The sequence below is a fragment of the Pseudomonas sp. NBRC 111130 genome (assembly GCF_001320485.1).
Classification (GTDB): domain Bacteria; phylum Pseudomonadota; class Gammaproteobacteria; order Pseudomonadales; family Pseudomonadaceae; genus Aquipseudomonas; species Aquipseudomonas vlassakiae.
The window spans coordinates 14,353-36,536 of sequence record NZ_BCBG01000040.1; the positions used below are offsets into that span (position 1 = coordinate 14,353).

At 63.9% G+C, this 22,184-nt stretch carries 22 protein-coding genes and 1 riboswitch; of the genes, 14 read left to right on the top strand and 8 right to left on the bottom strand.

Annotated elements, in window-relative coordinates; all coding sequences use genetic code 11:
- The first annotated feature begins 4 nt into the window (after positions 1-4).
- Positions 5-814 carry an ABC transporter permease gene (locus tag APH33_RS17505; RefSeq protein WP_027919924.1) on the top strand — a complete coding sequence of 270 codons (810 nt, stop codon included), beginning with the start codon at positions 5-7 and terminating at the stop codon, positions 812-814.
- 19 nt (positions 815-833) lie between these two features.
- On the top strand, positions 834-1,982 hold the full coding sequence (locus APH33_RS17510) for an ABC transporter ATP-binding protein (RefSeq protein ID WP_054886359.1): 1,149 nt from the start codon (positions 834-836) through the stop codon (positions 1,980-1,982).
- A 116-nt stretch (positions 1,983-2,098) separates the two neighbouring features.
- On the opposite strand, the gene APH33_RS17515 is transcribed toward APH33_RS17510, so the two are convergent.
- Complete coding sequence (locus tag APH33_RS17515; RefSeq protein WP_054886360.1) at positions 2,099-3,010, bottom strand: LysR substrate-binding domain-containing protein; 912 nt, start codon at positions 3,008-3,010, stop codon at positions 2,099-2,101.
- Positions 3,011-3,106: 96 nt separating this feature from the next.
- Here APH33_RS17515 and APH33_RS17520 point away from each other — a divergent pair, with 96 nt between their 5' ends.
- From APH33_RS17520 to APH33_RS17530, 3 genes are all read left to right on the top strand, one after another.
- Positions 3,107-4,207: a tartrate dehydrogenase gene (locus APH33_RS17520; protein WP_054886361.1), complete on the top strand. Its 1,101-nt coding sequence runs from the start codon at positions 3,107-3,109 to the stop codon at positions 4,205-4,207.
- A 66-nt stretch (positions 4,208-4,273) separates the two neighbouring features.
- The gene (locus APH33_RS17525; RefSeq protein ID WP_054886362.1) at positions 4,274-5,581 is read left to right on the top strand and encodes a substrate-binding domain-containing protein; all 1,308 of its coding nucleotides are present in this window, start codon (positions 4,274-4,276) and stop codon (positions 5,579-5,581) included.
- A 159-nt stretch (positions 5,582-5,740) separates the two neighbouring features.
- Positions 5,741-6,805, top strand: a complete 1,065-nt coding sequence (locus APH33_RS17530) for a TerC family protein (protein ID WP_054886363.1) — start codon at positions 5,741-5,743, stop codon at positions 6,803-6,805.
- A gap of 106 nt (positions 6,806-6,911) precedes the next feature.
- Here the strand turns inward: APH33_RS17530 and APH33_RS17535 are convergent, their stop codons facing one another.
- Entirely contained in the window at positions 6,912-8,141 is a 1,230-nt protein-coding gene (locus tag APH33_RS17535; protein ID WP_054886364.1) for an acyl-CoA dehydrogenase, read from the bottom strand.
- A gap of 138 nt (positions 8,142-8,279) precedes the next feature.
- Here APH33_RS17535 and APH33_RS17540 point away from each other — a divergent pair, with 138 nt between their 5' ends.
- Together APH33_RS17540 and APH33_RS17545 are read left to right on the top strand one after the other, a co-directional pair.
- Positions 8,280-9,206 carry a LysR family transcriptional regulator gene (locus APH33_RS17540; protein ID WP_054886365.1) on the top strand — a complete coding sequence of 309 codons (927 nt, stop codon included), beginning with the start codon at positions 8,280-8,282 and terminating at the stop codon, positions 9,204-9,206.
- A gap of 192 nt (positions 9,207-9,398) precedes the next feature.
- A complete protein-coding gene (locus APH33_RS17545; RefSeq protein ID WP_054886366.1) occupies positions 9,399-10,553 on the top strand; it encodes a cysteine desulfurase family protein in 1,155 nt (384 codons plus the stop codon).
- A 7-nt stretch (positions 10,554-10,560) separates the two neighbouring features.
- On the opposite strand, the gene APH33_RS17550 is transcribed toward APH33_RS17545, so the two are convergent.
- Positions 10,561-10,935: a DUF1801 domain-containing protein gene (locus tag APH33_RS17550; RefSeq protein ID WP_054886367.1), complete on the bottom strand. Its 375-nt coding sequence runs from the start codon at positions 10,933-10,935 to the stop codon at positions 10,561-10,563.
- 182 nt (positions 10,936-11,117) lie between these two features.
- On the bottom strand, positions 11,118-11,771 hold the full coding sequence (locus APH33_RS17555; RefSeq protein WP_054886393.1) for an oxygen-insensitive NAD(P)H-dependent nitroreductase NfsB: 654 nt from the start codon (positions 11,769-11,771) through the stop codon (positions 11,118-11,120).
- A gap of 104 nt (positions 11,772-11,875) precedes the next feature.
- Here APH33_RS17555 and APH33_RS17560 point away from each other — a divergent pair, with 104 nt between their 5' ends.
- Genes APH33_RS17560 through APH33_RS17570 form a run of 3 tightly spaced genes read left to right on the top strand, consistent with a single transcriptional unit; the run spans position 11,876 to position 14,297 of the window.
- A complete protein-coding gene (locus APH33_RS17560) occupies positions 11,876-12,775 on the top strand; it encodes a LysR family transcriptional regulator (RefSeq protein ID WP_054886368.1) in 900 nt (299 codons plus the stop codon).
- A 57-nt stretch (positions 12,776-12,832) separates the two neighbouring features.
- Positions 12,833-13,663: an AraC family transcriptional regulator gene (locus APH33_RS17565; RefSeq protein ID WP_054886369.1), complete on the top strand. Its 831-nt coding sequence runs from the start codon at positions 12,833-12,835 to the stop codon at positions 13,661-13,663.
- A 49-nt stretch (positions 13,664-13,712) separates the two neighbouring features.
- Positions 13,713-14,297: a LysE family translocator gene (locus APH33_RS17570; RefSeq protein ID WP_054886370.1), complete on the top strand. Its 585-nt coding sequence runs from the start codon at positions 13,713-13,715 to the stop codon at positions 14,295-14,297.
- A 125-nt stretch (positions 14,298-14,422) separates the two neighbouring features.
- Here APH33_RS17570 and APH33_RS17575 read toward each other — a convergent pair whose 3' ends face one another.
- Entirely contained in the window at positions 14,423-15,622 is a 1,200-nt protein-coding gene (locus tag APH33_RS17575; protein ID WP_054886371.1) for a sugar transporter, read from the bottom strand.
- Between the two features lie 314 nt (positions 15,623-15,936).
- Positions 15,937-16,989 (bottom strand): vanillin reductase, encoded by a 1,053-nt coding sequence (gene calA, locus APH33_RS17580; protein WP_054886372.1) that lies wholly within the window; start codon positions 16,987-16,989, stop codon positions 15,937-15,939.
- Between the two features lie 180 nt (positions 16,990-17,169).
- Here calA and APH33_RS17585 point away from each other — a divergent pair, with 180 nt between their 5' ends.
- Positions 17,170-18,075, top strand: coding sequence for an AraC family transcriptional regulator (locus APH33_RS17585; protein WP_054886373.1), 906 nt, complete (start codon positions 17,170-17,172; stop codon positions 18,073-18,075).
- A 181-nt stretch (positions 18,076-18,256) separates the two neighbouring features.
- On the opposite strand, the gene thpR is transcribed toward APH33_RS17585, so the two are convergent.
- Positions 18,257-18,799 (bottom strand): RNA 2',3'-cyclic phosphodiesterase, encoded by a 543-nt coding sequence (gene thpR / locus APH33_RS17590; protein ID WP_054886374.1) that lies wholly within the window; start codon positions 18,797-18,799, stop codon positions 18,257-18,259.
- A gap of 157 nt (positions 18,800-18,956) precedes the next feature.
- Here thpR and lpxO point away from each other — a divergent pair, with 157 nt between their 5' ends.
- The 3 genes from lpxO to APH33_RS17605 all read left to right on the top strand — a co-directional run bounded on the left by lpxO (position 18,957) and on the right by APH33_RS17605 (position 20,981).
- Positions 18,957-19,856, top strand: coding sequence for a lipid A hydroxylase LpxO (gene lpxO / locus APH33_RS17595; RefSeq protein WP_054886375.1), 900 nt, complete (start codon positions 18,957-18,959; stop codon positions 19,854-19,856).
- A gap of 132 nt (positions 19,857-19,988) precedes the next feature.
- A complete protein-coding gene (locus APH33_RS17600) occupies positions 19,989-20,333 on the top strand; it encodes a carboxymuconolactone decarboxylase family protein (RefSeq protein WP_054886376.1) in 345 nt (114 codons plus the stop codon).
- Positions 20,334-20,411: 78 nt separating this feature from the next.
- The gene (locus APH33_RS17605; RefSeq protein ID WP_054886377.1) at positions 20,412-20,981 is read left to right on the top strand and encodes a GNAT family N-acetyltransferase; all 570 of its coding nucleotides are present in this window, start codon (positions 20,412-20,414) and stop codon (positions 20,979-20,981) included.
- Positions 20,982-21,038: 57 nt separating this feature from the next.
- Here the strand turns inward: APH33_RS17605 and APH33_RS17610 are convergent, their stop codons facing one another.
- Positions 21,039-21,785, bottom strand: coding sequence for an outer membrane beta-barrel protein (locus APH33_RS17610; RefSeq protein ID WP_054886378.1), 747 nt, complete (start codon positions 21,783-21,785; stop codon positions 21,039-21,041).
- A 159-nt stretch (positions 21,786-21,944) separates the two neighbouring features.
- A riboswitch (cobalamin riboswitch) is annotated at positions 21,945-22,151 on the top strand.
- Positions 22,152-22,184: the final 33 nt, after the last annotated feature.

Sequence of the window (22,184 nt, forward strand, 5' to 3'; positions counted from 1 at the left end):
CGCCATGCTCCTGTCTCCCAATGCCATGGGCCGCCCGCTGCGTACGGGCCTGTACCTGACCACCGGGGTCATCGCGGCCTTCCTGCTGCTGCCGGTGGTGTTCATCGTGCTGCTGTCGTTCGGCTCGTCCCAGTGGCTGGTGTTCCCGCCACCGGGCTGGACCTTCAAGTGGTACGGCCAGTTCTTCTCCAACCCGGAGTGGATGGACGCCGCCCTGGCCAGCCTCAAGGTCGCTGTGCTGACCACCATCGCCGCGGTGCTGCTGGGCCTGCCCACCGCCTTCGCCCTGGTGCGTGGCCGCTTCCCCGGCCGCGAAATGCTCTACGGGCTGTTCACCATGCCGATGATCGTGCCGCTGGTGATCATCGCCGTGGCGGTGTACGCACTGTTCCTCAAGCTCGGCTACACCGGCACGCTGTTCGCCTTCGTGGTCAGCCATGTGATCGTCGCCCTGCCGTTCACCATCATCTCGATCATCAACTCGCTGAAGCTGTTCGACCAGTCGATCGAGGATGCTGCGGTGATCTGCGGCGCCTCGCGCCTGCAGGCGATATTCAAGGTGACCTTCCCGGCGATTCGCCCGGGCATGATCGCCGGTGGCCTGTTCGCCTTCCTGGTGTCGTGGGACGAGGTGGTGCTGAGCGTGATGATGGCCAGCCCCGACCTGCAGACCCTGCCGGTGAAGATGTGGACCACCCTGCGCCAGGACCTGAGCCCGGTCATCGCCGTGGCCTCGACCCTGCTGATCGGCCTGTCGCTGCTTGTCATGTTCATTGCCGCCGCCTTGCGCCGGCGCACCGAAGTCAACGCCTGAGCGTGCGGAGAAAACAACAATGAGTGCAGTCATCAAAGACAACGCCCACGGCAAGACCCTGGTCAGCTTGCGTGGCCTGAACAAGCACTACGGCGACTTCACCGCCGTCGACAACCTCGACCTGGAGATCCAGGACGGCGAGTTCCTGACCTTCCTCGGCTCCAGTGGCTCCGGCAAGTCCACCACGCTGTCGATGCTGGCCGGTTTCGAAACGCCAAGCAGCGGCGAAATCCTGGTCGAGGGCCAGTCGCTGGTCAACGTGCCGCCGCACAAGCGTGACATCGGCATGGTATTCCAGCGCTATTCGCTGTTCCCGCACTTGAACGTGCGTGACAACATCGGCTTCCCGCTGGCGATCCGCAAGCTCAGTGCCACCGAAACCACCAAGCGCGTCGATGCCATGCTCAAGCTGGTGCAGCTGGAGAAGTTCGCCCACCGCAAGCCGTCGCAGATGTCCGGTGGCCAGCAGCAACGTGTGGCAATTGCCCGGGCGCTGGTGTACGAGCCACGCATCCTGCTGATGGACGAACCACTCGGGGCGCTGGACAAGAAGCTGCGTGAAGACCTGCAGGACGAACTGCGCCAGCTGCATCGCCGGCTGGGCATCACCATCGTCTACGTGACCCATGACCAGGAAGAAGCCATGCGCCTGTCCCAGCGCATCGCCATCTTCAGCCATGGCAAGATCGTTGGCCTGGGTACCGGTTACGACCTTTATCAGAATCCGCCAAATGCCTTTGTCGCGTCGTTCCTGGGCAACTCCAACTTCCTGCGCATCAAGGCCAGCAGCAATGGCGCGGCCAGCTTCGAAGGCCAGCCGGTGGCGATTCGCCTGACCCCGGGCCTCAGCGCAGAGCAGGATGCACTGATCATGGTGCGCCCGGAGAAAGCCCTGGCCCTGACCGCCGAACAGGCCGCGCGCGAGCCATTGCCTGCGGGCTGGAACGAGGTCAGTGCCAAGGTCGGTGAGGTCCTGTTCCTGGGTGAGAGCCAGACCTGCCATGTGGTGACGGCCGGCGGTACAGAGCTGACGGTGAAGGCGCTGTCTGCCGCCGGGATGCCGATGCAGCCGGGGGATACCGTGAAAGTGCGCTGGGCGGTGGCGGATGCCTGCATCTATACCGAGTGGGCCGAGAGCGACCTGAGCAAGTCGGCTGGGGCTCATTAAAAAACCGGGGCCGCTGCGCGGCCCTTTCGCGACACAAGGCCGCTCCTACAGGAGATCGCGTTACCGTGTAGGAGCGGCCTTGTGTCGCGAAAGGAGGGCAACGCCCTCCCCTGCTATCACTCAGGCAATCGTAATCGTTCAGCAAAGTATTCCCGGAAAAACTCCACCGCCACTCGTACCTTGGCCGACCCGGCCAGCGGCGCGGTATATACCGCCCAGATATCGGCACTCTGCCGATATCCCTCCAGCACCTGCACCAGCCGGCCATCCACCAGGCTGTCGTGCACATCCCACCACGACCGCAACACGATCCCGCGCCCGTCCAGGCACCATTGGTGCACCACTTCGCCATGGTTGCTCGACAACGCGCCGGTGACCCGCACAGTTTCCTCGCCAGCGGGCCCCTCCAGGTGCCAGAGCCCGAAAGGATGGTCACGTTCCTTGATCACCAGGCAGTCGTGGCTGGCCAGATCCGCCAGGCTCTTCGGCGTGCCGCGCCGGGCAAGATAGTCCGGCGCCGCACACAACACCCGCCAGTTGCGTGCCAGGCGCTTGGCGATCAGGTTCGGGGCAATCTGGTCACCCACGCGGATATCCAGATCGACGCCCTCGGCCGCCAGGTCCACCAGGCGGTCATGCACGTCCAGGCGTATGTCCAGCCGTGGGTAGCGCGACGTCAGCGCCGACAACGCCGGCGCCACCATCCGCCGCCCCAGGCCCAGGCTGCTGGCGATGCGCAATTGCCCGGCCGGCTCACGCTGGCCGGCGTCCAGATCATCGCCCATGCGCTGCAATGCCTCGAAGATCTGCTGCGCCCATTGATAGACCCGCTCACCCTCCTCGCTCACCGTCACCCGCCGGGTGGTGCGGTGCAGCAGGCGCACGCCGAGGTCCGCTTCGAGCAGGCGGATGCGCTTGCTGACGAAGGCAGCCGACATGCCACGGGCCTCGGCCACCGCCGCAAAGCTCGCACGGCGGGCTACCTGAAGAAAGATATCGAGGTCGTCGAGGCTTGGTAGATTATTCACGATACGTGCACCAAGAATGCATGAATTGGCCGATTATCTATGAAACGAACTCTTATAGCATGACCCACATCAGTTCCCCAGACACAAGGTGTGGCCATGACCAAGACCAAGACTTTCAAGATCGCTGCCATTCCCGGCGACGGCATCGGCAATGAAGTACTCCCGGAAGGTATCCGCGTGGTCGAAGCCGCCGCCCGCAAGCATGGCCTGGACCTGCAGTTCGAGTTTTTCGAATGGGCTAGCTGCGACTACTACCTGGCCCACGGCAAGATGATGCCGGACGACTGGTTCGACCAGCTCAAGGGCTTCGACGCCTTGTACTTCGGTGCCGTCGGCTGGCCCGACAAGGTGCCTGACCACATTTCCCTGTGGGGCTCGCTGCTCAAGTTCCGCCGCGACTTCGACCAGTACGTGAACATTCGCCCGGTCCGCCTGTTCCCTGGCGTGCCCTGCCCGCTGGCCGGCAAGCAGCCTGGCGACATCGACTTCGTGGTGGTGCGGGAAAACACCGAAGGCGAGTACTCGTCGCTGGGTGGGCGCATGTTCGAAGGCACTGCCAACGAATTCGTCCTGCAGGAATCGGTGTTCACCCGCCGTGGCGTCGACCGCATCCTCGAATACGCGTTCGAACTCGCCCACAACCGCCCGCGCCAGCATGTGACCTCGGCCACCAAGTCCAACGGCATGGCCGTGAGCATGCCCTACTGGGACGAGCGCACCGCCGCCGTGGCCGCGCATTACCCGGAGATCACCTGGGACAAGCAGCACATCGATATCCTTTGCGCTCGCTTCGTGCTGCAACCGGAGCGCTTCGACGTGGTTGTGGCCTCCAACCTGTTCGGCGACATCCTCTCCGACCTCGGGCCGGCCTGCACCGGCACCATCGGCATCGCGCCGTCGGCCAACCTCAACCCCGAGCGCAAGTTCCCGTCGTTGTTCGAGCCGGTGCATGGTTCGGCGCCGGATATCTTCGGCAAGAACATCGCCAACCCGATCGGCATGATCTGGTCGGGTGCGCTGATGCTCGAATTCCTTGGCAAGGAAACCGCAGACGCCCGTTATCAGGCTGCACACGATGAAATCCTGCTGGCCATCGAAGCCGTCATCGCTAGCGGTGCGACCACGCCTGACATGGGCGGCAGCCGCTCGACCCAGGCGGTCGGCCAGGCCATCGTCGATGCACTGGATGCCGCCTGACTGTCACATTTCGGTCACGCCACCGTCGTAATCTGCCGGGCAACTCTATGCCAAAGGTTGCCCGGCATGCGTCGCCTGCTGCTCCTGCTGCTTCCCCTGCTGACCCTGACGGCCCAGGCCGAACCTGCGCAATTGCGCGTGCAGGGCTCCAACACCATTGGCGCAGCATTGCTGCCGGCATTGGTGCAAGCGCAGCTGCGCGCGCAGCAAGCGACGGACATCGAGCAACTGCCAGGGGCGGCGGCCAACGAAACCGTGATCAAGGCCCGCGATGCGCATGGCCAACCCTTGCGTATCGACATTGCCGCCCACGGTTCGAGCACTGGTTTTGCCGCCCTCGGCCAGGGCCAGGCAGACCTGGCGGCGGCCTCGCGTCCCATCAGCGATGCCGAGGTTAACCAGCTCAAGGCCCTGGGCGACCTGCGCTCGGCCAGCGCCGAACAGGTCATCGGCCTGGATGGCGTGGCCGTCATCGTCCACCCCGACAACCCCCTGCCGCAACTGACCACCCAGCAACTGGCGCAGATCTTCTCCGGGCAGATCCAGCGCTGGGAGCAACTAGGCGTGGCGGGTGGGGCCATTCACCTGTATGCCCGCGATGATCGCTCCGGGACCTATGAAACCTTCAAGGCACTGGTACTGGAACCGCACCATGGCGCGCTGGCCAGGCAGGCGCAGCGTTTCGAGTCCAGCGAAGCACTGGCCGAGCGGGTCAGCGCTGATCGTCACGCCATCGGTTTCAGCAGCCTGGCAGCGGTGCACGGGGCCAAGGTGCTGGCGGTGGCCGAGGGCGATGCACCGGCCATGCTGCCTGACCGCCCAATGATCGCCAGCGAGGACTATCCGTTGTCGCGGCGGCTGTACTTCTACCTGCCAGCCAACGCCAAACCCCAGGCCCGCGCGCTGGCCGACTTCGCCCAGACCGCGGCCGGCCAGGCCATCGTCGCCGAACAGGGCTTCGTTTCGCAGCAGGTCAAGGCGCAACCGGTAGCGGCGCAGGCCGACATGCCGCCGCGCTACCGCAGCCTGGCCCAGCAGGCGCAACGCTTGAGCGTCAATTTCCGCTTCCAGGAAGGCAGCGCCAGCCTCGACAACAAGGCCCTGCGCGATGTGCAGCGGGTTGCCGAGTACTTGCGCCAGGCCGGCAAGCTGCAGAGCAAGGCAGTGCTGGTGGGCTTTGGCGACCCCAAGGAAACACCAGGGCGCGCGGCCCTGCTGTCGCGGCTGCGGGCCCAGGCGGTTCGCCGCGAGCTGGCAAGGGGTGGCGTGGAAGTACTGGAAGTGACCGGCATGGGCGACGAGTTGCCGGTCGCTGGCAATGACAGGGAACAAGGCCGCTTGCGTAACCGGCGGGTTGAAGTCTGGGTCTACTGACACGCAAAGAAATGTAACAGCTCACCATTCGGCATCACGGGCTAACGGGTCTAGGCTCAAGCTCATGTGATACCGGGCCCCTCTGACGGCTGCCAAGCCGTGATGTCGGATCACTGTTGCGATCTTCACCTGGCAACGTCGACATTCAAGGAGGGGCTCATGACAGCTCTGCAGACATTCCTCACCTCCCCGTTTCTTGGCACCAGCACCTGGTTGTGGCTGGTGTTCATGGCCATCGTCATCGGTTTACTGGTACTCGACCTGGGTGTGCTGCACCGCCAGGATCGCGAGATCGAAATGCGCGAGAGCCTGCTGCTGTATTCGGGGTATTTCAGCGTCGGCGTGCTGTTCGGCCTGTGGGTCTGGTATGAGCTGGGCGCGCAGTCGGCGCTGGAGTTCTACACCGGCTTCCTGGTCGAGCAGTCGTTGTCGATGGACAACGTGTTCGTCATGGCGATGATCTTCGGCTTCTTCGCCATCCCCCGCCGCTACCAGCATCGGGTACTGTTCTGGGGCATTCTCGGCGTGGTGTTCCTGCGGGCGATCATGATCGGCGTGGGGGCGGCACTGGTGCAGAACTTCGCCTGGGTGCTCTACATTTTCGGCGCCTTCCTGCTGTTCACCGGGGTGAAGATGGCCCTGTCGAAGGAGGACAGCCACCCCGACCTGGCCAATAACCCGATCTTGAAATTCGTCCGCCGGCACATGCGCGTGACCGACCAGATCCACGGCTCGCACTTCTTCGTGCGCCTGACGCCGCCCGGTGAAAGCAAGGCCCTGCGTTATGCCACACCGCTGTTTCTGGCCTTGGTGCTGATCGAACTGGCCGACCTGGTGTTCGCCGTCGACAGCGTGCCGGCGATTTTCGCCATCACCCAGGACCCGTTCATCGTCTACACCTCGAACATCTTCGCCATCCTCGGCTTGCGCTCGCTGTACTTCGCCCTGTCAGCGCTGATGCACCGGTTCGTCTACCTCAAGTATGCGCTGGCACTGGTGCTGATATTCATTGGCTGTAAGATCTTCTACCACGGCATGGTCGGCAAGGTGCCGGCCTTGCTGTCGCTAGGGGTGACGTTCGGGTTGTTGCTGGGTGGGGTTATGGTTTCGTTGATCAAGACGCGGGGGGAGAAAGTGCAGGTGGACGGTACGACGTTGGTACAGGTATCGGATGGGAATGACAAAGCGGGGAAGAAGGAGGAAGACCCGCAATTGCGGGTCTGAAGGCGTTTCCTGCAAGTTCGATGAACTTATCTTTCTACTTGCGCCGCGCCGAAATCGACAAGCAGCAAGCGACGCGGTGCTTGGCAGTGGCAGGAGCAGGCTTGCATCACCTTCCGCCGCGCAACATCTCCACCGGCACATACTTGCCGATCTCGTACTTGCCAATCGCCGCCCGATGTACCTCATCCGGCCCGTCAGCCAGGCGCAGTGTCCGCTGCATGGCATACATGTAGGCCAGCGGGAAATCACCACTCACCCCGGCCCCGCCATGCATCTGGATCGCCCGGTCGATCACCTTCAACGCCACGTTAGGCGCCACCACCTTGATCTGCGCAATCTCGCTGCGTGCGACCTTGTTGCCGACGGTGTCCATCATGTACGCCGCCTTCAGCGTCAGCAGGCGCGCCATGTCGATCTCCATGCGCGAGTCGGCGATCTTGTCGACGTTGCCGCCCAGGCGCGCCAGGGGCCGGCCAAAGGCCGTGCGTTCGACCGAGCGCTTGCACATCAGCTCCAGCGCCCGCTCGGCCATGCCGATCGAGCGCATGCAATGGTGGATACGGCCTGGGCCAAGGCGGCCCTGGGCAATCTCGAAACCACGCCCCTCGCCGAGGACCACGTTTTCATACGGCACCCGCACGTTCTCGAACAGCACCTCGGCATGACCGTGGGGTGCATCGTCATAGCCAAATACCGGCAACGGGCGGACGATCTTCACCCCCGCTGCATCGGTCGGTACCAGCACCATCGAATGCTGCTGATGGCGCGGACCATCGGGGTTGGACAGGCCCATGAAGATCATCACCTTGCAGCGTGGGTCGCAGGCACCGGAGGTCCACCACTTGCGGCCGTTGATCACCCACTCGTCGCCATCACGCACTGCGGTAGCGGCCATGTTGGTCGCGTCCGAAGACGCCACGTCCGGTTCTGTCATGGCGAATGCCGAGCGGATTTCACCCCGCAGCAGCGGCTCCAGCCACTGGCGCTTCTGCGCCTCGCTGCCATACCGCACCAGCACTTCCATGTTGCCGGTGTCCGGTGCCGAGCAGTTGAACGGCTCCGGGCCCAGCAGCGAACGGCCCATGATCTCGGCCAACGGTGCGTATTCCAGATTGCTCAGACCAGCGCCGTATTCCGACTCCGGGAGGAACAGGTTCCACAAACCCTCGGCACGAGCCTTGGCCTTGAGCTCTTCCATGATTGCGGTGGGTTGCCAGCGGTCGCCCTCGGCGACCTGGCGCTCGAACACCGGTTCGGCGGGATAGACATAAGCATCCATGAAGGCGCTGACGCGCTCTCGCAGTGCCTGGACCTTGGGCGTATAGGCGAAATCCATCGGGGTTACCTTCACGGTTCGAAGTACATGCGCAGAGCCTAGAGCAGCCAGCCTCGATCTACCTAGTCTATTTTCAGCGTGTATAAACATTCATAACCGATATATGATCGGCCAATAATTCCAACAAAGAGCGGCGCCATGAACCTCAGCAAGGTCGACCTCAATCTGTTCATCGTCTTCGACGCGATCTACACCGAAGCCAACCTGACCCGCGCCGGGCAGATCGTCGGCATCACCCAGCCGGCGGTGTCCAACGCCCTGTCACGGCTGCGCGAAACCTTCAACGATCCGCTGTTCGTACGTACCGCCCAGGGCATGGTGCCCACGCCCATGGCCCAGAACATCATCGGCCCGGTGCGCAATGCCCTGGCGCTGCTGCGCACCTCGGTGCAGGAAAGCCGCATCTTCAACCCGCAGCAGGCCAACAAGACCTTCCGCATCAGCATGACCGACCTGACCGAGGCGGTGATCCTGCCGCCACTGTTCCAGCGTCTGCGCCGCCTGGCCCCGGCAGTGCTGATCGAAAGCTTCCTGTGCAAACGCCGGGAAACCACCAAGGAACTGGCCGCCGGGCGCCTGGACTTCGCCGTCGATGCCCCGCTGAACACCGACCCGCAGGTGCGCCACGTCAAGCTGATGCAGGACCGCTACGTCTGCGCGCTGCGCCAGGGCCACCCGTTGGCCGATACCAAGCTGACCCTCGACAACTATCTGGGCATGACCCATATCCATATCTCCAGCCGCCGCAACGGCCTGGGCTACGTCGACCTGGCACTGGGCAAGATGGGCGTGCAACGCAAGGTCGCGCTGCGCTCCCAGCATTACCTGATGGCTTCGCAGGTGTTGCAGCAGACCGACATGGCCATGACCGTGCCCGAGCGCTTCGCCCGCCGCCACCAGCTGCGTTTCCAGCCGCTGCCGGTGGAGGTGCCAGCGCTGGAGACTCACCTGTACTGGCATGAGAGCACCGACCAGGACCCGGCCAACCGCTGGATGCGCGAGCAAATCATCGAATTGTGCGAGCGCGTGGTGGCCGAAGAAGAACGGGCGCTGGAGCCTGCCTGAAGCGCTCATGGCACTGTGGGCTCGCCTGGGCCCACAGAGAGAAAAAGCATTTCCAACTGATTTATCAGTAGAGAAAAACATTCTCCATTAACCGGCTATCTGCAGCATAAAAAGCAAAATCATTTTTCCCCAAGCGCTTAGGCTTGATGCAACGATTGCCGACACCACGGCAACATTGCACGGACCCGCCCCATGCCTAGCGCCCCCCTCTATTTCGACTACGCCGCCACCACTCCGGTCGACGACCGGGTCATCGAAACCATGCTCACCTGCCTCGGTCGCCAGGTTAACTTCGGCAACCCCGCCTCCAGTGGCCACGCCTACGGCCAGGCCGCACGCGAAGTGGTCGAGCAGGCCCGTCGGCAAGTGGCCGAGCGGGTTGGCGCCCGCGCCGACGACATTGTCTGGACATCGGGCGCCACCGAGTCGAACAACCTGGCACTCAAGGGCATCGCCCAGGGCATGGCCCAGCCTGGCCACTTGATCACCAGCCAGCTGGAGCACAAGGCCGTGCTCGATACGGTCAAGGAACTGGAGCGCCAGGGCTGGGCCATCACCCGCCTGGCGCCGGACGCCGGCGGCCTGATCCAGCCCTACGCCGTGCAGGCTGCGCTGCGCGCGGACACCCGCCTGGTGTCGCTGATGGCCGTCAACAATGAACTGGGCACTGTCACCGATTTCGCTGCCATTGGCGAACGGGTTCGCGCCCATGGCGCCCTGCTGCATGTGGATGCGGCCCAGGCGGTCGGCAAGCTGGCCATTGACCTGCAGGCAATGGCGGTGGACCTGATGTCGTTTTCGGCGCACAAGGTCTATGGGCCAAAAGGTATCGGCGCTTTGTATGTCGGGCCTCGCGCCCGTGAATTGATGCGTGCGCAGATCCACGGTGGCGGGCATGAGCAAGGGCTGCGCTCGGGTACCTTGCCGACGCACCAGATCGTCGGCATGGGCAGTGCCTTCGCCCTGGCCGGTGAGCCGGGTGACAGCGAGCACCAGCGTATCGAACATTTGGCCAAGCGCCTGCGTGATGGGTTGCTGGCATTGCCGGGGGTCAGCCTCAATGGCTGCGCCCTGCAGCGGATCCCTCACACCCTGAACCTGTGCATCGAAGCCAACGGTTTCAACAGCATGGCCTTGGCCAGTGAACTGGCGCTGTCGACCACATCGGCTTGCAACTCGGCGAGCAATGCCGCTTCGCATGTGCTGTTGGCGCTGGGGCTCGATGAAGCGCGGGCACGCAAGAGCGTGCGCGTGAGTATCGGGCGGTTTACCAGCGAGGCCGAGGTGGACACGGCGATCGCGGTGTTCGGGCGGGCTTTGACGGCGGCTTCGGCCGCGCTTTGGTAGCTGCCGCTCAGTCCTTGTTCGCGTTGAGTGCCACGGCTGACCGGATCAGGTTGATGAACGCCTGTTCGTCGATTTCATCTCCTTCCAACACGTCTATGGCGCGGCGCGTGTTGCCGTCGAGGCTGGCATTGAACAGGCCTGCGGGGTCGGCCAGTCGCGCGCCTTTGGCGAAGGTCAGCTTGAGCTTGTCCTTGTAGCTTTCACCGGTGCAGAGGATGCCGGCGTGGGACCAGACCGGGACGCCACGCCATTTCACTTCCTCCAGCACGTCGGGGTCGGCCTGGTGGATCAGGGCTCGCAGACGTGCGAGGGCCGGGCCGCGCCAGCCGTCCAGGACGGCGATGCGGGCGTCGATCTGTTCGCTGGGGGTCAGGTCAGGCATGGCAAGATCCAGAAGCGGTCAGTGGGCTTCTCAGTATCGTTCATGCATGACGAATGTGTCGGCAGTGCTGGCCTCTTCGCGGGTAAGCCCGCTCCCACAAGGTCTCCACCGGCTTCAAGGTCGGTGATATCCCTGAGGGAGCGGGTTTACCCGCGAAGAGGCCGCCACTGCCGATAACGCACTTACAGGAAGGTGAAGACTGTCGACGCCGGCAGGCGCGATTTGCTCAGCCCGGCATTGAAGTCCGCCTCGCTGCGATAGCCCAGGCTCAATACCACGACGCTGCTGTAGCCTTGCTCACGCAGCCCCAGCTCAGCATCCATCACCTTGCTATCGAACCCTTCGATCGGCGTCGCATCCAGCCCATGTGCCGCAGCACCCAGCAGCGCGGTGCCCAAGGCCAGGTAGGTCTGCTTCTCCATCCAGTGCTGCAGGTCTTTCTGATCGAAACGGTGCAGGTCCACATAGCCGCGACGGCTCTGGTTCTGCCCTGCCCGTGCCTGCTCGTCGCGGAAGCGGCCATCGGCCTGTTCCTGCTCAAGCACCGCATTCAGGTGCGCCTCGGTCATATCGGTGCGGGTGCAGAATACGACTACATGCGAAGCATCGAGGATTTTCGGCGAGTTGTAGGCAAAACGGCCGTCGGTGGCCTTGGCCAGGCGGGCCTTGCCTTCGGCGCTGTCGGCGACAACGAAATGCCAAGGCTGCGAGTTGACCGAGGACGGGCTGTGGCGCAGCTGTTCGAGCAGCGCATCGACCGTGGCCTGGGGAATCTTGCGGGCGGCATCGTAGGCCTTGGTGGTGTAACGGCGCTTGGCCAGGGAGACGGTATCCATGCTGCAACTCCAATCAACGAAACGGGATTTGTCGCGCATCTTATCTTTCCTGCAAACCGGAAAAAGCGGCAGAATGCAGCAACACTTTCACCTTTGGAGTGAAAATGCTCCGTTTCACCGACCTGGAGCTGTTCGTGCGCAGCAGCGCCTTGGGCAGTTTCACCGCTGCCGCCCATGAAGCCGACCTGCTGCCCGGGCAAGTGGCCGCCGCGATCAAGCGCCTGGAGCGCGACCTCGACGTGCGCCTGTTCGCCCGCACCACCCGCAGCCTGCGCCTGACCGCCGAGGGCGAACTCTACCTGCCCACCGCCCAGCGCGTGCTCGACACCCTGCGCCAGGGCCACGAACAGCTGCACGGCAGCCACAGCACCTTGCGCGGGGTGTTGCAGGTGTCCGCGCCTTCCGACATCGGCCGCAACCTGTTGCTGCCCTGGCTCAGTGCGTTTCGCCGCGAGCACCCGGCGTTGAGCCTGCGCTTCTTCCTTTCCGACCAGATGGCCGATTTCAGCCGTGACCCGGTGGACATCGCCATCCGATATGGCCTCAACCAGGACGCCAACTATATCGCCCTGCCGCTGGCGCCCTGGAACCGTCGCGTGGTGGTGGCATCCCCCGCCTACCTGGCCCGCCATGGCCGCCCCCGCACAGCCGAAGAGCTGCAACAGCATGACTGCCTGCTGTACCTGCAGCACAACCGCGTATACGACAAATGGCAGCTGGGCAACCGCACCGTGCAGGTGCGCGGGCCATTGGTCAGCGACGACGCCGACGTGGTGCGGCGCTGGGCGCTGGAAGGTGAAGGCATCGTCTACAAGTCGTGGCTGGACGTCAGTGCCAACATAGCCGCCGGCGAACTGGAAGTCCTGTTGCCGGAGCATCAGGGCGAAGCCACGCCGGTGACGCTGGTGTGCCCGCACCGCAAGCAGCTGTCGCCCGCGGTGACGCAACTGCACTTGTGGCTGCGCGAGCGTTTTGCCGCGCTGCAGCCTGCACAATTGTTCTAAACCGGCTAACGCATCTGGAGTAAGGTGAACTGCCCTCCCCGTCAGCAGCGCAGCGCCATGAGCAACTGGATCGACCTCAAGCAGGACGCCGACACCGGCATCGAGTCGGTTCGCGCGCATTTTGTCGGGCACGCCTACGACCCGCACTGGCACGACAGCTTTCTGGTCGGTTTCACCGAGCAGGGCGTGCAGCAGTTCAACTGCCGTCGGGTTCGCCACCAGAGCACTGCAGGCCAGGTCTTCCTGCTCGAACCCGGCGACCTTCACGACGGCCATGCCCCGACTGCCGAAGGCTTCACCTACTCGACCCTGTACCTTGAACCGAACTGGCTGGACACCGAGCTGCGGGCGCTGTTCGAACAGGCCCCCGGTGACAGCCTGCCGCGTTTCGCCGACACCTTGTGCCACGACCAGCGCCTGGCCCAGGCTATCGCCCTGGCGTTCCAGGCGGTGCATGGCCAGGAGTTGCGCATCGTGCGCCAGACGGCCATGGACACCCTGCTGGCCACCTTGACCCGCCACCTGCACTGGCGCAAGCGCCTCAACCCCGACCCGCGCCTACCACTGACCGCACAGCGGGCGCGTGATTTCCTGCACGCCCATTTCGACCAGGACATCGGCCTGGAACAGGTTGCCCAGGCCTGTGGGGTCGACCGTTTCCGCCTGACCCGCGCCTTCAAGGCGGCCTTCGGCCTGGCGCCCCATGCCTACCTGGTCCAGCTGCGGCTGGCCCGTGCCCGGCGCCTGCTTGCTCACGGCCAGACACCTGCCGAGGTGGCCATGACCCTTGGCTTTGCCGACCAGAGCCACCTGGGTCGCTGGTTCCGTCGTGCCTATCGGCTGACCCCGGCCGACTACCGACGCCGCTGCTCAAACCTTCCAGACTGACAAGCCGTCAATGGCGACCATGGGGCCCTGAGCATTCGGAGCCGTTCCCATGTCGCAATCGTTGTTACCTTTCATGCTTTTCGCGCTGGTCTCGAGCATCAGCCCGGGGCCGACCAACCTGCTGATCCTCGCCCACGGCGCCCGGCAAGGCCTGCGCGCAAGCCTGGCACCGATCCTGGCGGCCTGCGGTGCGGCGGCGACAATCGTGTTGCTGGTCGGCCTGGGGCTGGGTGAGGCGCTGCTGCGCCATCCAACAGCCCAGCAGGCGATGAGCTGGGCCGGGGTGCTGTGGTTGAGCTGGCTGGCCTGGCGCATGTTGCGCAGTGCCGGCGAGCCGCTGGATACGGCAGGCGGCAAGCCGTTCGGCGCAGTCAGCGCAGCATCGTTGCAGGTGGTCAACCCAAAGGTGTGGATGATGGCAGTGGCCGTGATTGGCGTGTTTGCGGCGCCGACGCTGCCGGTGTGGCAATTGGCCCTGGTGTTTCTGCTGATTGCCGTGCCGTGCATGGCGGTGTGGGCCCTGTTGGGGGTAGGTAGTGCGCGCTGGTTGCAGGCGCCTGGGCGGTTGCGGTGGTTCAACCGGGGCTTGGCAGGGTTGCTCCTTGTTTCCGCATGGGCGGCCGTGCTGAGCTGAGAGTTGATATTGCCTGCGCTGGCCTCTTCGCGGGTAAACCCGCTCCCACAGGGATTGCACCAGTTTTGAAGGCAGTGCAGTACCTGTGGGAGCGGGTTCACCCGCGAAGAGGCCGGTGCGGTTCTTCAATGACTCAGGGCCTCGCGGAATCGCCGGGTACTGGCCACTGCCAGCAGCAACCCGACCACCGCCACACTGCCGCCAACCATGCCGATATCGGCCACGCCCATCTGACTGCTGACGATACTGCCCAGCAACGCCCCGCCACCGATGCCGATGTTGTAGATGCCGGAGAACAGCGCCATGGCCACGTCGGTGGCATCGGACGCCAGCTTCAGGGTCTTGGATTGCAGCGCCAGGCTGAAGCTGAGAATCGCCACGCCCCAGAACATGCTCAACGCCGCAAACACATAGAAATTGCCCGACAGCGGCAGCAGCAACAGCAGGCAAGCCGCCAGCACCCCGATCGAACCCACCAGGAACCCATGCGGGTAACGGTCGCTGTAGCGGCTGAACAACAGCGAACCGAACACGCCAGCGCCACCGAACAACAGCAACAACAGCGTGGTGCGCTCACCACCGATCTGCGCCACGTGCAAGGCAAAGGGCTCTATGTAGCTATAGGCAGTGAACTGCGCGGTGATCACCAGCGTCACCAGCAGGTAGGTAATCACCAGCGCCGGGCGCTTGAACAAAATCGGCAGGCTGCGCAGCGAACCGGAGTTCTGGCTCGGCAGCAACGGCAGCGACTTCATCAGGCACAGCATGGTCACCAGCGCCACCGCGGCAATGCTGAGGAAGGTGATGCGCCAGCCCAGCGCTTCGCCCACCACGCGCCCCAACGGGATGCCCAGCACCATCGCCAGGGTCGTGCCCGTCGCCAGCAATCCCAGGGCCTTGGCCTGCTGGCCCGGCGGCGCCACGCGCACGGCCAGCGACGCGGTGATGGCCCAGAACACGGCGTGGGCCAGGGCGATACCGATGCGGCTGACCAGCAGCATGGCAAAGCTTTGCGACAACCACGACAGCAGGTGGCTGATGATGAACACCAGGAACACCAACAGCAGCAGGCGCCGGCGCTCGATGTTGCGGGTAAGCAGCATCATCGGCAGCGAAGCCAGCGCCACCACCCAGGCATAGATGGTCAGCATCAGGCCGACCTGCGCGGTGGTCATGTCGAAGCTGCGGCCGATGTCGCTGAGCAGCGCTACCGGGACGAACTCGGTGGTATTGAAGATGAAGGCCGCCAGGGCCAGGGCAATCACGCTCAGCCAGCTGCCAGCACCCGCGGTCGGCGGCAGGTTGGTGGGGATGGGTCCGTTCATGGGCTGGAATCTGTTCTCCGCAGGCAAGGCGAAAGGACGCGCGTCAGGGGCCAAGTATCGGCCGCGCTGAGGCACGGGTTTGTTATTGGAAGGATTGCCCGCATGGTACGCGTCACGCCGGGGCCTCACAACCATGGCAGCATTGGGGGATGCCTGTTGTGGAAAAGTGTGACAAGGCGCTGATCGTGCAATCCTGCACCGCCCTCTTCGCGGGTAAACCCGCTCCCACAGGAATAGCACTCAGCCTGAGGCAAGCGCAGTACCTGTGGGAGCGGGTTTACCCGCGAAGAGGCCGGTGCAGGCTAACGGCTGGTTCAGCCCTGCAGGGTGGCCATGTCGATCACGAAGCGGTACTTCACATCACCCGCGATCATGCGTTCGTAGGCTTGGTTGATGTTGCGGATGTCGAGCATCTCGATGTCGCAACGGATGTCATGGGCGGCACAGAAGTCCAGCACTTCCTGGGTTTCGGCGATGCCGCCAATCAGCGAACCGGCCAGCACCCGACGCTTCATCACCAGGTTGGCGGCATGCACGGCCGGGTCGATCGGCTCGATCAGGCCCACCAGGATGTGCACGCCGTCGAACTTCAGGGTCTCCAGATACGGATTGAGGTCGTGCTGCACGGGAATGGTGTCGAGCAGGAAGTCGAAACGGCCCGCCGCCGCGCGCATCTGTTGGGCATCGGTAGACACGATCACATGGTCGGCACCCTGGCGGCGGGCTTCCTCGGCCTTGGCCCGGGAGCGGGTGAACAGGGTCACTTCGGCGCCCAGGGCCTTGGCCAGCTTGATGCCCATGTGGCCCAGCCCGCCCATGCCGAGGATGCCGACCTTGTGGCCGGGGCCGACGCCATGGTGCTTGAGCGGCGAGTAGGTGGTGATGCCTGCGCAAAGGATCGGCGCCGCGCTGGGCAGGTCCATGCCAGCCGGGATGCGCACCACGAAGTGCTCGCTGACCACGATGCTGCTGGAATAACCACCCATGGTGTTGCTGCCATCGACCCGGTCCGGGGTGGCGTAGGTCATGGTCGGGCCTTCGAGGCAGTACTGCTCCAGGCCCTTGGCGCAGGCCTCGCAGTGGCGGCAGGAGTCGACCATGCAACCGACACCGACCAGGTCGCCGACCTTGTGCGAGGTGACCTGGTCACCCACCGCGGTGACCCGGCCAATGATCTCGTGGCCGGGCATCAGCGGGTACACGGCGATGCCCCATTCGTTGCGCGCCTGGTGGATGTCGGAATGGCAAACGCCACAGTAGAGGATCTCGATGGCGACGTCGTCCGGGCGCGGGGCGCGGCGCTCGAAGGACATGGGGGCCAAGGGGCTGGTCGGGGTTTGGGCGGCGTAACCGATGGCGGTGTACATGCGGGACCTCACAGGGAAGTGAAACGATTCAGGCTGCGCATTCTGCTCGCCCTCGCCCGGCCCGCACACGGCTGATTCTCCGGCATCCATGCCTGATTCTCCGAACCTGCCAGCGACCATCTGGCGCTGGCCTGCCGATCTGCGATGATGCGACTGTCTGATTCTCTGCCCAGGTTCCTCATGCAACTGACCCGCCACGTCGATGCCAACGCCCCGCTGTGCTCGCTGATCCGCAGCCTGGCCACCCGCCCGGGTTTCGTACCCACGCACCTGCCCCAGGTACAGGTGCTGAGCTGGGACCACTATGTGGCCAGCAGCCCGCAGATCTACGAGCCGAGCCTGATGATCCTGGCCCAGGGCAGCAAGCTGGCGCGCCTCGGCCCGCGCACCCTGGAATACGGCGCCGGCCATTATCTGGTGCAAGCGCTGTCGGTACCGTTCATGTGCGAAACCTTTGCCACCACCGACGAGCCGCTGCTGGGCGTGGCGGTGGACATCGACCGCGCTGTGCTGGGTGAACTGGTGCAAAGCATGGCCCTGGCACCCGACCCTGCAGTGCAGGCGCAAACGCCACAGTCGATGACGTCGGCGGCGCTCGATGCACCGATGCGTGAGTCGGTGGAGCGTCTGCTGCAGTGCCTGCAAGACCCTGTGGACGCCAAGGTGCTGGGCCCGGGGCGAGTACGCGAGGTGCTGTACACCGCGCTACGCGGCCCCCAGGCCGGGGTGCTGCGCGCGCTGGTGGAACAGCAGGGGCACTTCGCCCGGATCGGCGCGGCGCTCACGCACCTGCGCGAACATTACACCGAGCAGCTGAGTGTCGAGGCACTGGCCGCCTGCGCCAATATGAGCGTATCGACCTTCCATGAGCACTTCAAACGCTGCACCGACATGGCGCCGATGCAGTACCTCAAGCGCCTGCGCCTGCTCAAGGCGCAGCAGATGCTGATCGGTGAGGGGCTCGGGGTGGCACAGACGGCGCATCGGGTGGGCTACCAGAGCACTTCGCAGTTCAGCCGCGAGTACAAGCGCCAGTTCGCCCGCAGCCCGGGGGATGAACTGCCCTACCAGAGCCTGCCGGTGTGACCTGCACATCGGTATCGCACGGCTCTTGTGAAAGCGGGTTCACCCGCGAACACCGGCAAGGCCGGTGCCATCCACCGCGTCGCCTGCTTCGCGGCTAAAGCCGCTCCCACAGGTATCGCAGCGCTCTTGCGGACATTGTTCACACAGAGATCGCATCAACCTCTGGAAACGAGCCGAGCTATTACGCCAGCGGCCACTGCGCCAGCGGCCAGTAACGGCCCTTGCGCGATTCGTACAGAGTGAAATGCCGGGCGCTGAGAGGGAACTCGGGCGCTACGGCCGCCTCCGGGGCCTGGCCACGAAAGTCCCGTGACAGCGTCAGGTGCGGACGGTACTCGCGGGCCTGTTCTTCGAAGCCCATCGGCAACAACGCCTGCTGCAAGCCATAGACCAACTGGCGCAAGGCGGCGGGGGTTTCCTGCGGCTCCAGCACCAGCACATTGGCGCGCTGCCAGGTATTCAGCTGGTCCAGCAGCAGGCGCAACGACGCAACCGGCCGCGCCAGGTTGTCCACCGCCGCGCAGATGGCCGGCACCTGCGCCGCATCCACATCACCGAGAAACAGCAAGGTCAGGTGGAAGTTTTCGCTCGGTACCGGCTTGCCGCTGCGCAGGTTCAGGCCACGCCGCCACTGGCTGATCGCACGGCGTTGGGCGTCGCTGACCGGCAAGGCGAAAAACAACCTTTTGAATGGGGTGCCACTCGGGCGAATGTCCTGAATCATGTGAACTCCATCACGTGAAACGTTTTTGCACGCTTAAGGGCCTTACACCAATGTCGCCCCGCATTAACGTAACAATAAGTACAAACTGCCCCCATGATTGTTTATGCTGGCGAGCTCATGCCATGGCGCATGGCCATTTTTCGACAAGTAAACGTCCATGAAAATCGCACTCGTACTGATCTTCGTCCTCTCGATCGCCTATGTTCACCTGCGCGGTCGGGTACGCCACAAGCTGACCCGTCAGCTGGGCGACCACTCCAGCTTCCTGGCCCCGGTCAACAGCTTCCTGTACCTGTTCTCCAAGCACCCGGCCAAGCCTTATCTGCCGGTCGAGGCGTTCCCCGAACTGCAGCCACTGATGGACCACTGGCAGGAGATCCGTGCCGAAGGCCAGCAGCTGCTGCACGTGGGCGAGATCAAGAAGTCCGACAATTATGACGACGTCGGTTTCAATTCGTTCTTCAAGACCGGCTGGAAGCGCTTCTACCTGAAGTGGTACGGCGAAAGCCACCCCTCGGCGATGAGCCTGTGCCCGCGCACCACCGAGCTGCTGCAAGGCATCGGCACGGTCAAGGCGGCGATGTTCGCTACCCTGCCGCCGGGTGCCAAGCTGGTCCGTCACCGTGACCCGTATGCCGGCTCGTACCGCTTCCACCTCGGCCTGGACACGCCGAACGATGACGGTTGCTACATCGATGTGGACGGCGAGAAATACTCCTGGCGCGATGGCGAGGGCGTGGTCTTCGACGAGACCTACATCCACTACGCGGCCAACACCACCGAGCACAACCGCATCATCCTGTTCTGCGACATCGAGCGCCCGCTGAAGTACCGCTGGGCCACCGCGTTCAACCGCTGGTTCAGCCGCAACGTCATGGCCGCCGCCGCAGCGCCCAACGACGCCGGCGACAAGACCGGCGGCATCAACCGCCTGTTCACCCGCATCTACAAGATCCGCGAACGTGGCAAGGCGCTGAAGAAGCGCAACCGCATGCGCTACTACCTGGAGAAGTGGTTGGTGGTCGCCGCCCTGGTGCTGGTGTTCGTCTATATCTGACCGACACGTTGGCCATTGCAGAAGCGGCCTTTTCTGGCCGCTCACTGCTGGCCAGCACTAAAGTACAAGTCTCGCCTCCCGCGCTTCGACTAGCATGAAAGCTCCACTCGCAACCTTACCAAGGTGAAGACGATGAGCATGATGGACTGGGACGCCTACCGTAAGCAGTTGATGGCCGGCATCGGCGATCTCAAGCAATTGTCCCCCGACACCGTGGCCGGCTACATGACCGCCAGCGGCGCGGGTGCCAAGACCAACCACCTGGACGCCAAGACCCGCGAACTGATCTCCCTGGCCGTGGCCGTCACCACCCGCTGCGACGGCTGCATCGCCGTGCACTCACAGCAAGCCGTCAAGCATGGCGCCACCCGTGAGGAGATCGCCGAGGCGCTGGGTGTAGCCGTGGCGATGAATGCCGGGGCCGCACTGGTCTACTCGGCCCGCGCCCTGGATGCGGTGGGCAAGGCCAACGGCTGAAGCCCGACGGCGTCGCCGCCCTTGCGCGACGGCGCCGCGCCACCCAGACTTGGCGGCCTAGCCATTGCAGGAACCGCCATGATCCACATTCGCCCCATGACGCCCGACGATTTCGAGCGTTTCTGGCCGACCTTCCAGGCCATCGTCCAGGCCCGCGAAACCTACGCCTTCGACCCCGAGCTGACCGTCGAGCAAGCTCGCCAGCTGTGGCTGCAACAGCCACTGCACACATTGGTGGCCGAGGAAGACGGCGCGCTGCTCGGTTCCTACTACCTCAAGGCCAACGCCGCAGGCCCCGGCGCCCATGTCGGCAACTGCGGCTACATGGTCTGCGAGGCCGCCCGTGGCCGTGGTGTGGCCCGGCTGATGTGCGAGCACTCGCAGAAGCTGGCACGCCAGGAGGGCTTCCTGGCGTTGCAGTTCAATTCGGTGGTGGCGAGCAACGAGGTGGCGGTGGCGCTGTGGACCCGGCTCGGCTTCGAGACCGTGGGCCGCCTGCCCAAGGCCTATCGCCACGCGCGCCTGGGGTTGGTCGACTGCCTGGTGATGTACAAGTGGCTGGCCGATGAGCCGGTGGTGGAGAAGCCAGCGCTGCTGATCGGGCGCAAAAACATCGAGGCTCGGGTGTCGCGCCGACGTGGGCGCTAGCCGGTAAGGCCTTTTCGCGACTGAAGCGCGAAAAGGCCGATCCTGCTCAACGCTGTCTCAGAAGGCCAGGCCAACCTTGAAGCCAAATTCGTCACGCTTGAGCTTGGTGTTGTCCGCCACTGGCGAATCCTCATCGAGCTTGTACTCGGTGCGGGTGTAATACACGCCCGCCTGCACCGGCATGCCGCCCTGCTGGTTCATCAGCAGCGTGACTTCGGCATAAGGGTTGGTACGGTCTTTCATGTCCACCGTGTCGCTGCCAAAATCATCCACCTTCAACCGTGCACGCCCGTCGATGGTGTGACGCGCGCCCACTTCCACACGCAAGGTGGATGCATCGAACTGATGGTTGTAGCCCAGCGCCGCCTTGGCGAAGGGCGATTTGTAGGTGAGCTTGGTATCGAGGTCGTTGATCTCGGGCTCGAAGCGGGTCCAGCTGTAGCCACCGCCCACGATGACATCGACGAAGTTGCGCGCATCCAGCGCCGCGCGCCAGCCAAGGTCGAGGTCGGCTTGCGCCTCCTTGAGCTTGTCGTCGTTCTTCTTGCCGTATTTGGCTTCGACGCCGGCTTGGTAGATGAAGCCCGATTCAGCGGTCAGCTTGTTGCCGAACGTGGCAAACACACCACCTTGGCCCATGTGCTCCTTGTCGGAATCACTGCCACCTTCGAACTTGAATTTGTTGTATGCACCCAACAGGCCGACGCTGAACAGCGGCTCAGTGCTGGGCGCAGCGCTTGCCAACAATGGGCTGCCGAGCAAAGCGAGGAGGCAGGATTGGCGAAGCAGATTACGGGTGAACATACCTGAAGTCTCCATGACAGTAATACGAATGACTAACGAGCGCTTCGAGGCAACGCCGCGCAGAAAAGTTCGAAAAAAATTCAGGGAGCACTCTTAAAGAACTGATTCGCCGTTATTTTCCGATGCTGCGACATTTGACGAGGCAGTGTCGGGATGTTCAGATACGCGGCAGTTTCAGGTGTCCTGCGCCGCCGTGCGCAGGGTGAAACGGGAAGCCGGTGCGTCGTGGTCCACGACAAGTCCGGCGCTGCCCCCGCAACGGTAAGCGAGCGATGCCTTCGACACACCACTGTGCACCAGCATGGGAAGGTGAAGGACTCATGATTCTCGCAAGCCCGGAGACCGGCCTGAAGCGTCACTTGGCAACCCGCGGTGGGCGGGCGCAGGCCGGTATCCGCG

Coding starts and splice junctions, on each gene's coding strand:
- APH33_RS17505 (WP_027919924.1), top strand. CDS start 5: ATGCTCCTGTCTCCCAATGCCATGGGCCGCCCGCTGCGTACGGGCCTG.
- APH33_RS17510 (WP_054886359.1), top strand. CDS start 834: ATGAGTGCAGTCATCAAAGACAACGCCCACGGCAAGACCCTGGTCAGC.
- APH33_RS17520 (WP_054886361.1), top strand. CDS start 3,107: ATGACCAAGACCAAGACTTTCAAGATCGCTGCCATTCCCGGCGACGGC.
- APH33_RS17525 (WP_054886362.1), top strand. CDS start 4,274: ATGCGTCGCCTGCTGCTCCTGCTGCTTCCCCTGCTGACCCTGACGGCC.
- APH33_RS17530 (WP_054886363.1), top strand. CDS start 5,741: ATGACAGCTCTGCAGACATTCCTCACCTCCCCGTTTCTTGGCACCAGC.
- APH33_RS17535 (WP_054886364.1), bottom strand. CDS start 8,141: ATGGATTTCGCCTATACGCCCAAGGTCCAGGCACTGCGAGAGCGCGTC.
- APH33_RS17540 (WP_054886365.1), top strand. CDS start 8,280: ATGAACCTCAGCAAGGTCGACCTCAATCTGTTCATCGTCTTCGACGCG.
- APH33_RS17545 (WP_054886366.1), top strand. CDS start 9,399: ATGCCTAGCGCCCCCCTCTATTTCGACTACGCCGCCACCACTCCGGTC.
- APH33_RS17550 (WP_054886367.1), bottom strand. CDS start 10,935: ATGCCTGACCTGACCCCCAGCGAACAGATCGACGCCCGCATCGCCGTC.
- APH33_RS17555 (WP_054886393.1), bottom strand. CDS start 11,771: ATGGATACCGTCTCCCTGGCCAAGCGCCGTTACACCACCAAGGCCTAC.
- APH33_RS17560 (WP_054886368.1), top strand. CDS start 11,876: ATGCTCCGTTTCACCGACCTGGAGCTGTTCGTGCGCAGCAGCGCCTTG.
- APH33_RS17565 (WP_054886369.1), top strand. CDS start 12,833: ATGAGCAACTGGATCGACCTCAAGCAGGACGCCGACACCGGCATCGAG.
- APH33_RS17570 (WP_054886370.1), top strand. CDS start 13,713: ATGTCGCAATCGTTGTTACCTTTCATGCTTTTCGCGCTGGTCTCGAGC.
- APH33_RS17575 (WP_054886371.1), bottom strand. CDS start 15,622: ATGAACGGACCCATCCCCACCAACCTGCCGCCGACCGCGGGTGCTGGC.
- calA (WP_054886372.1), bottom strand. CDS start 16,989: ATGTACACCGCCATCGGTTACGCCGCCCAAACCCCGACCAGCCCCTTG.
- APH33_RS17585 (WP_054886373.1), top strand. CDS start 17,170: ATGCAACTGACCCGCCACGTCGATGCCAACGCCCCGCTGTGCTCGCTG.
- thpR (WP_054886374.1), bottom strand. CDS start 18,799: ATGATTCAGGACATTCGCCCGAGTGGCACCCCATTCAAAAGGTTGTTT.
- lpxO (WP_054886375.1), top strand. CDS start 18,957: ATGAAAATCGCACTCGTACTGATCTTCGTCCTCTCGATCGCCTATGTT.
- APH33_RS17600 (WP_054886376.1), top strand. CDS start 19,989: ATGAGCATGATGGACTGGGACGCCTACCGTAAGCAGTTGATGGCCGGC.
- APH33_RS17605 (WP_054886377.1), top strand. CDS start 20,412: ATGATCCACATTCGCCCCATGACGCCCGACGATTTCGAGCGTTTCTGG.
- APH33_RS17610 (WP_054886378.1), bottom strand. CDS start 21,785: ATGTTCACCCGTAATCTGCTTCGCCAATCCTGCCTCCTCGCTTTGCTC.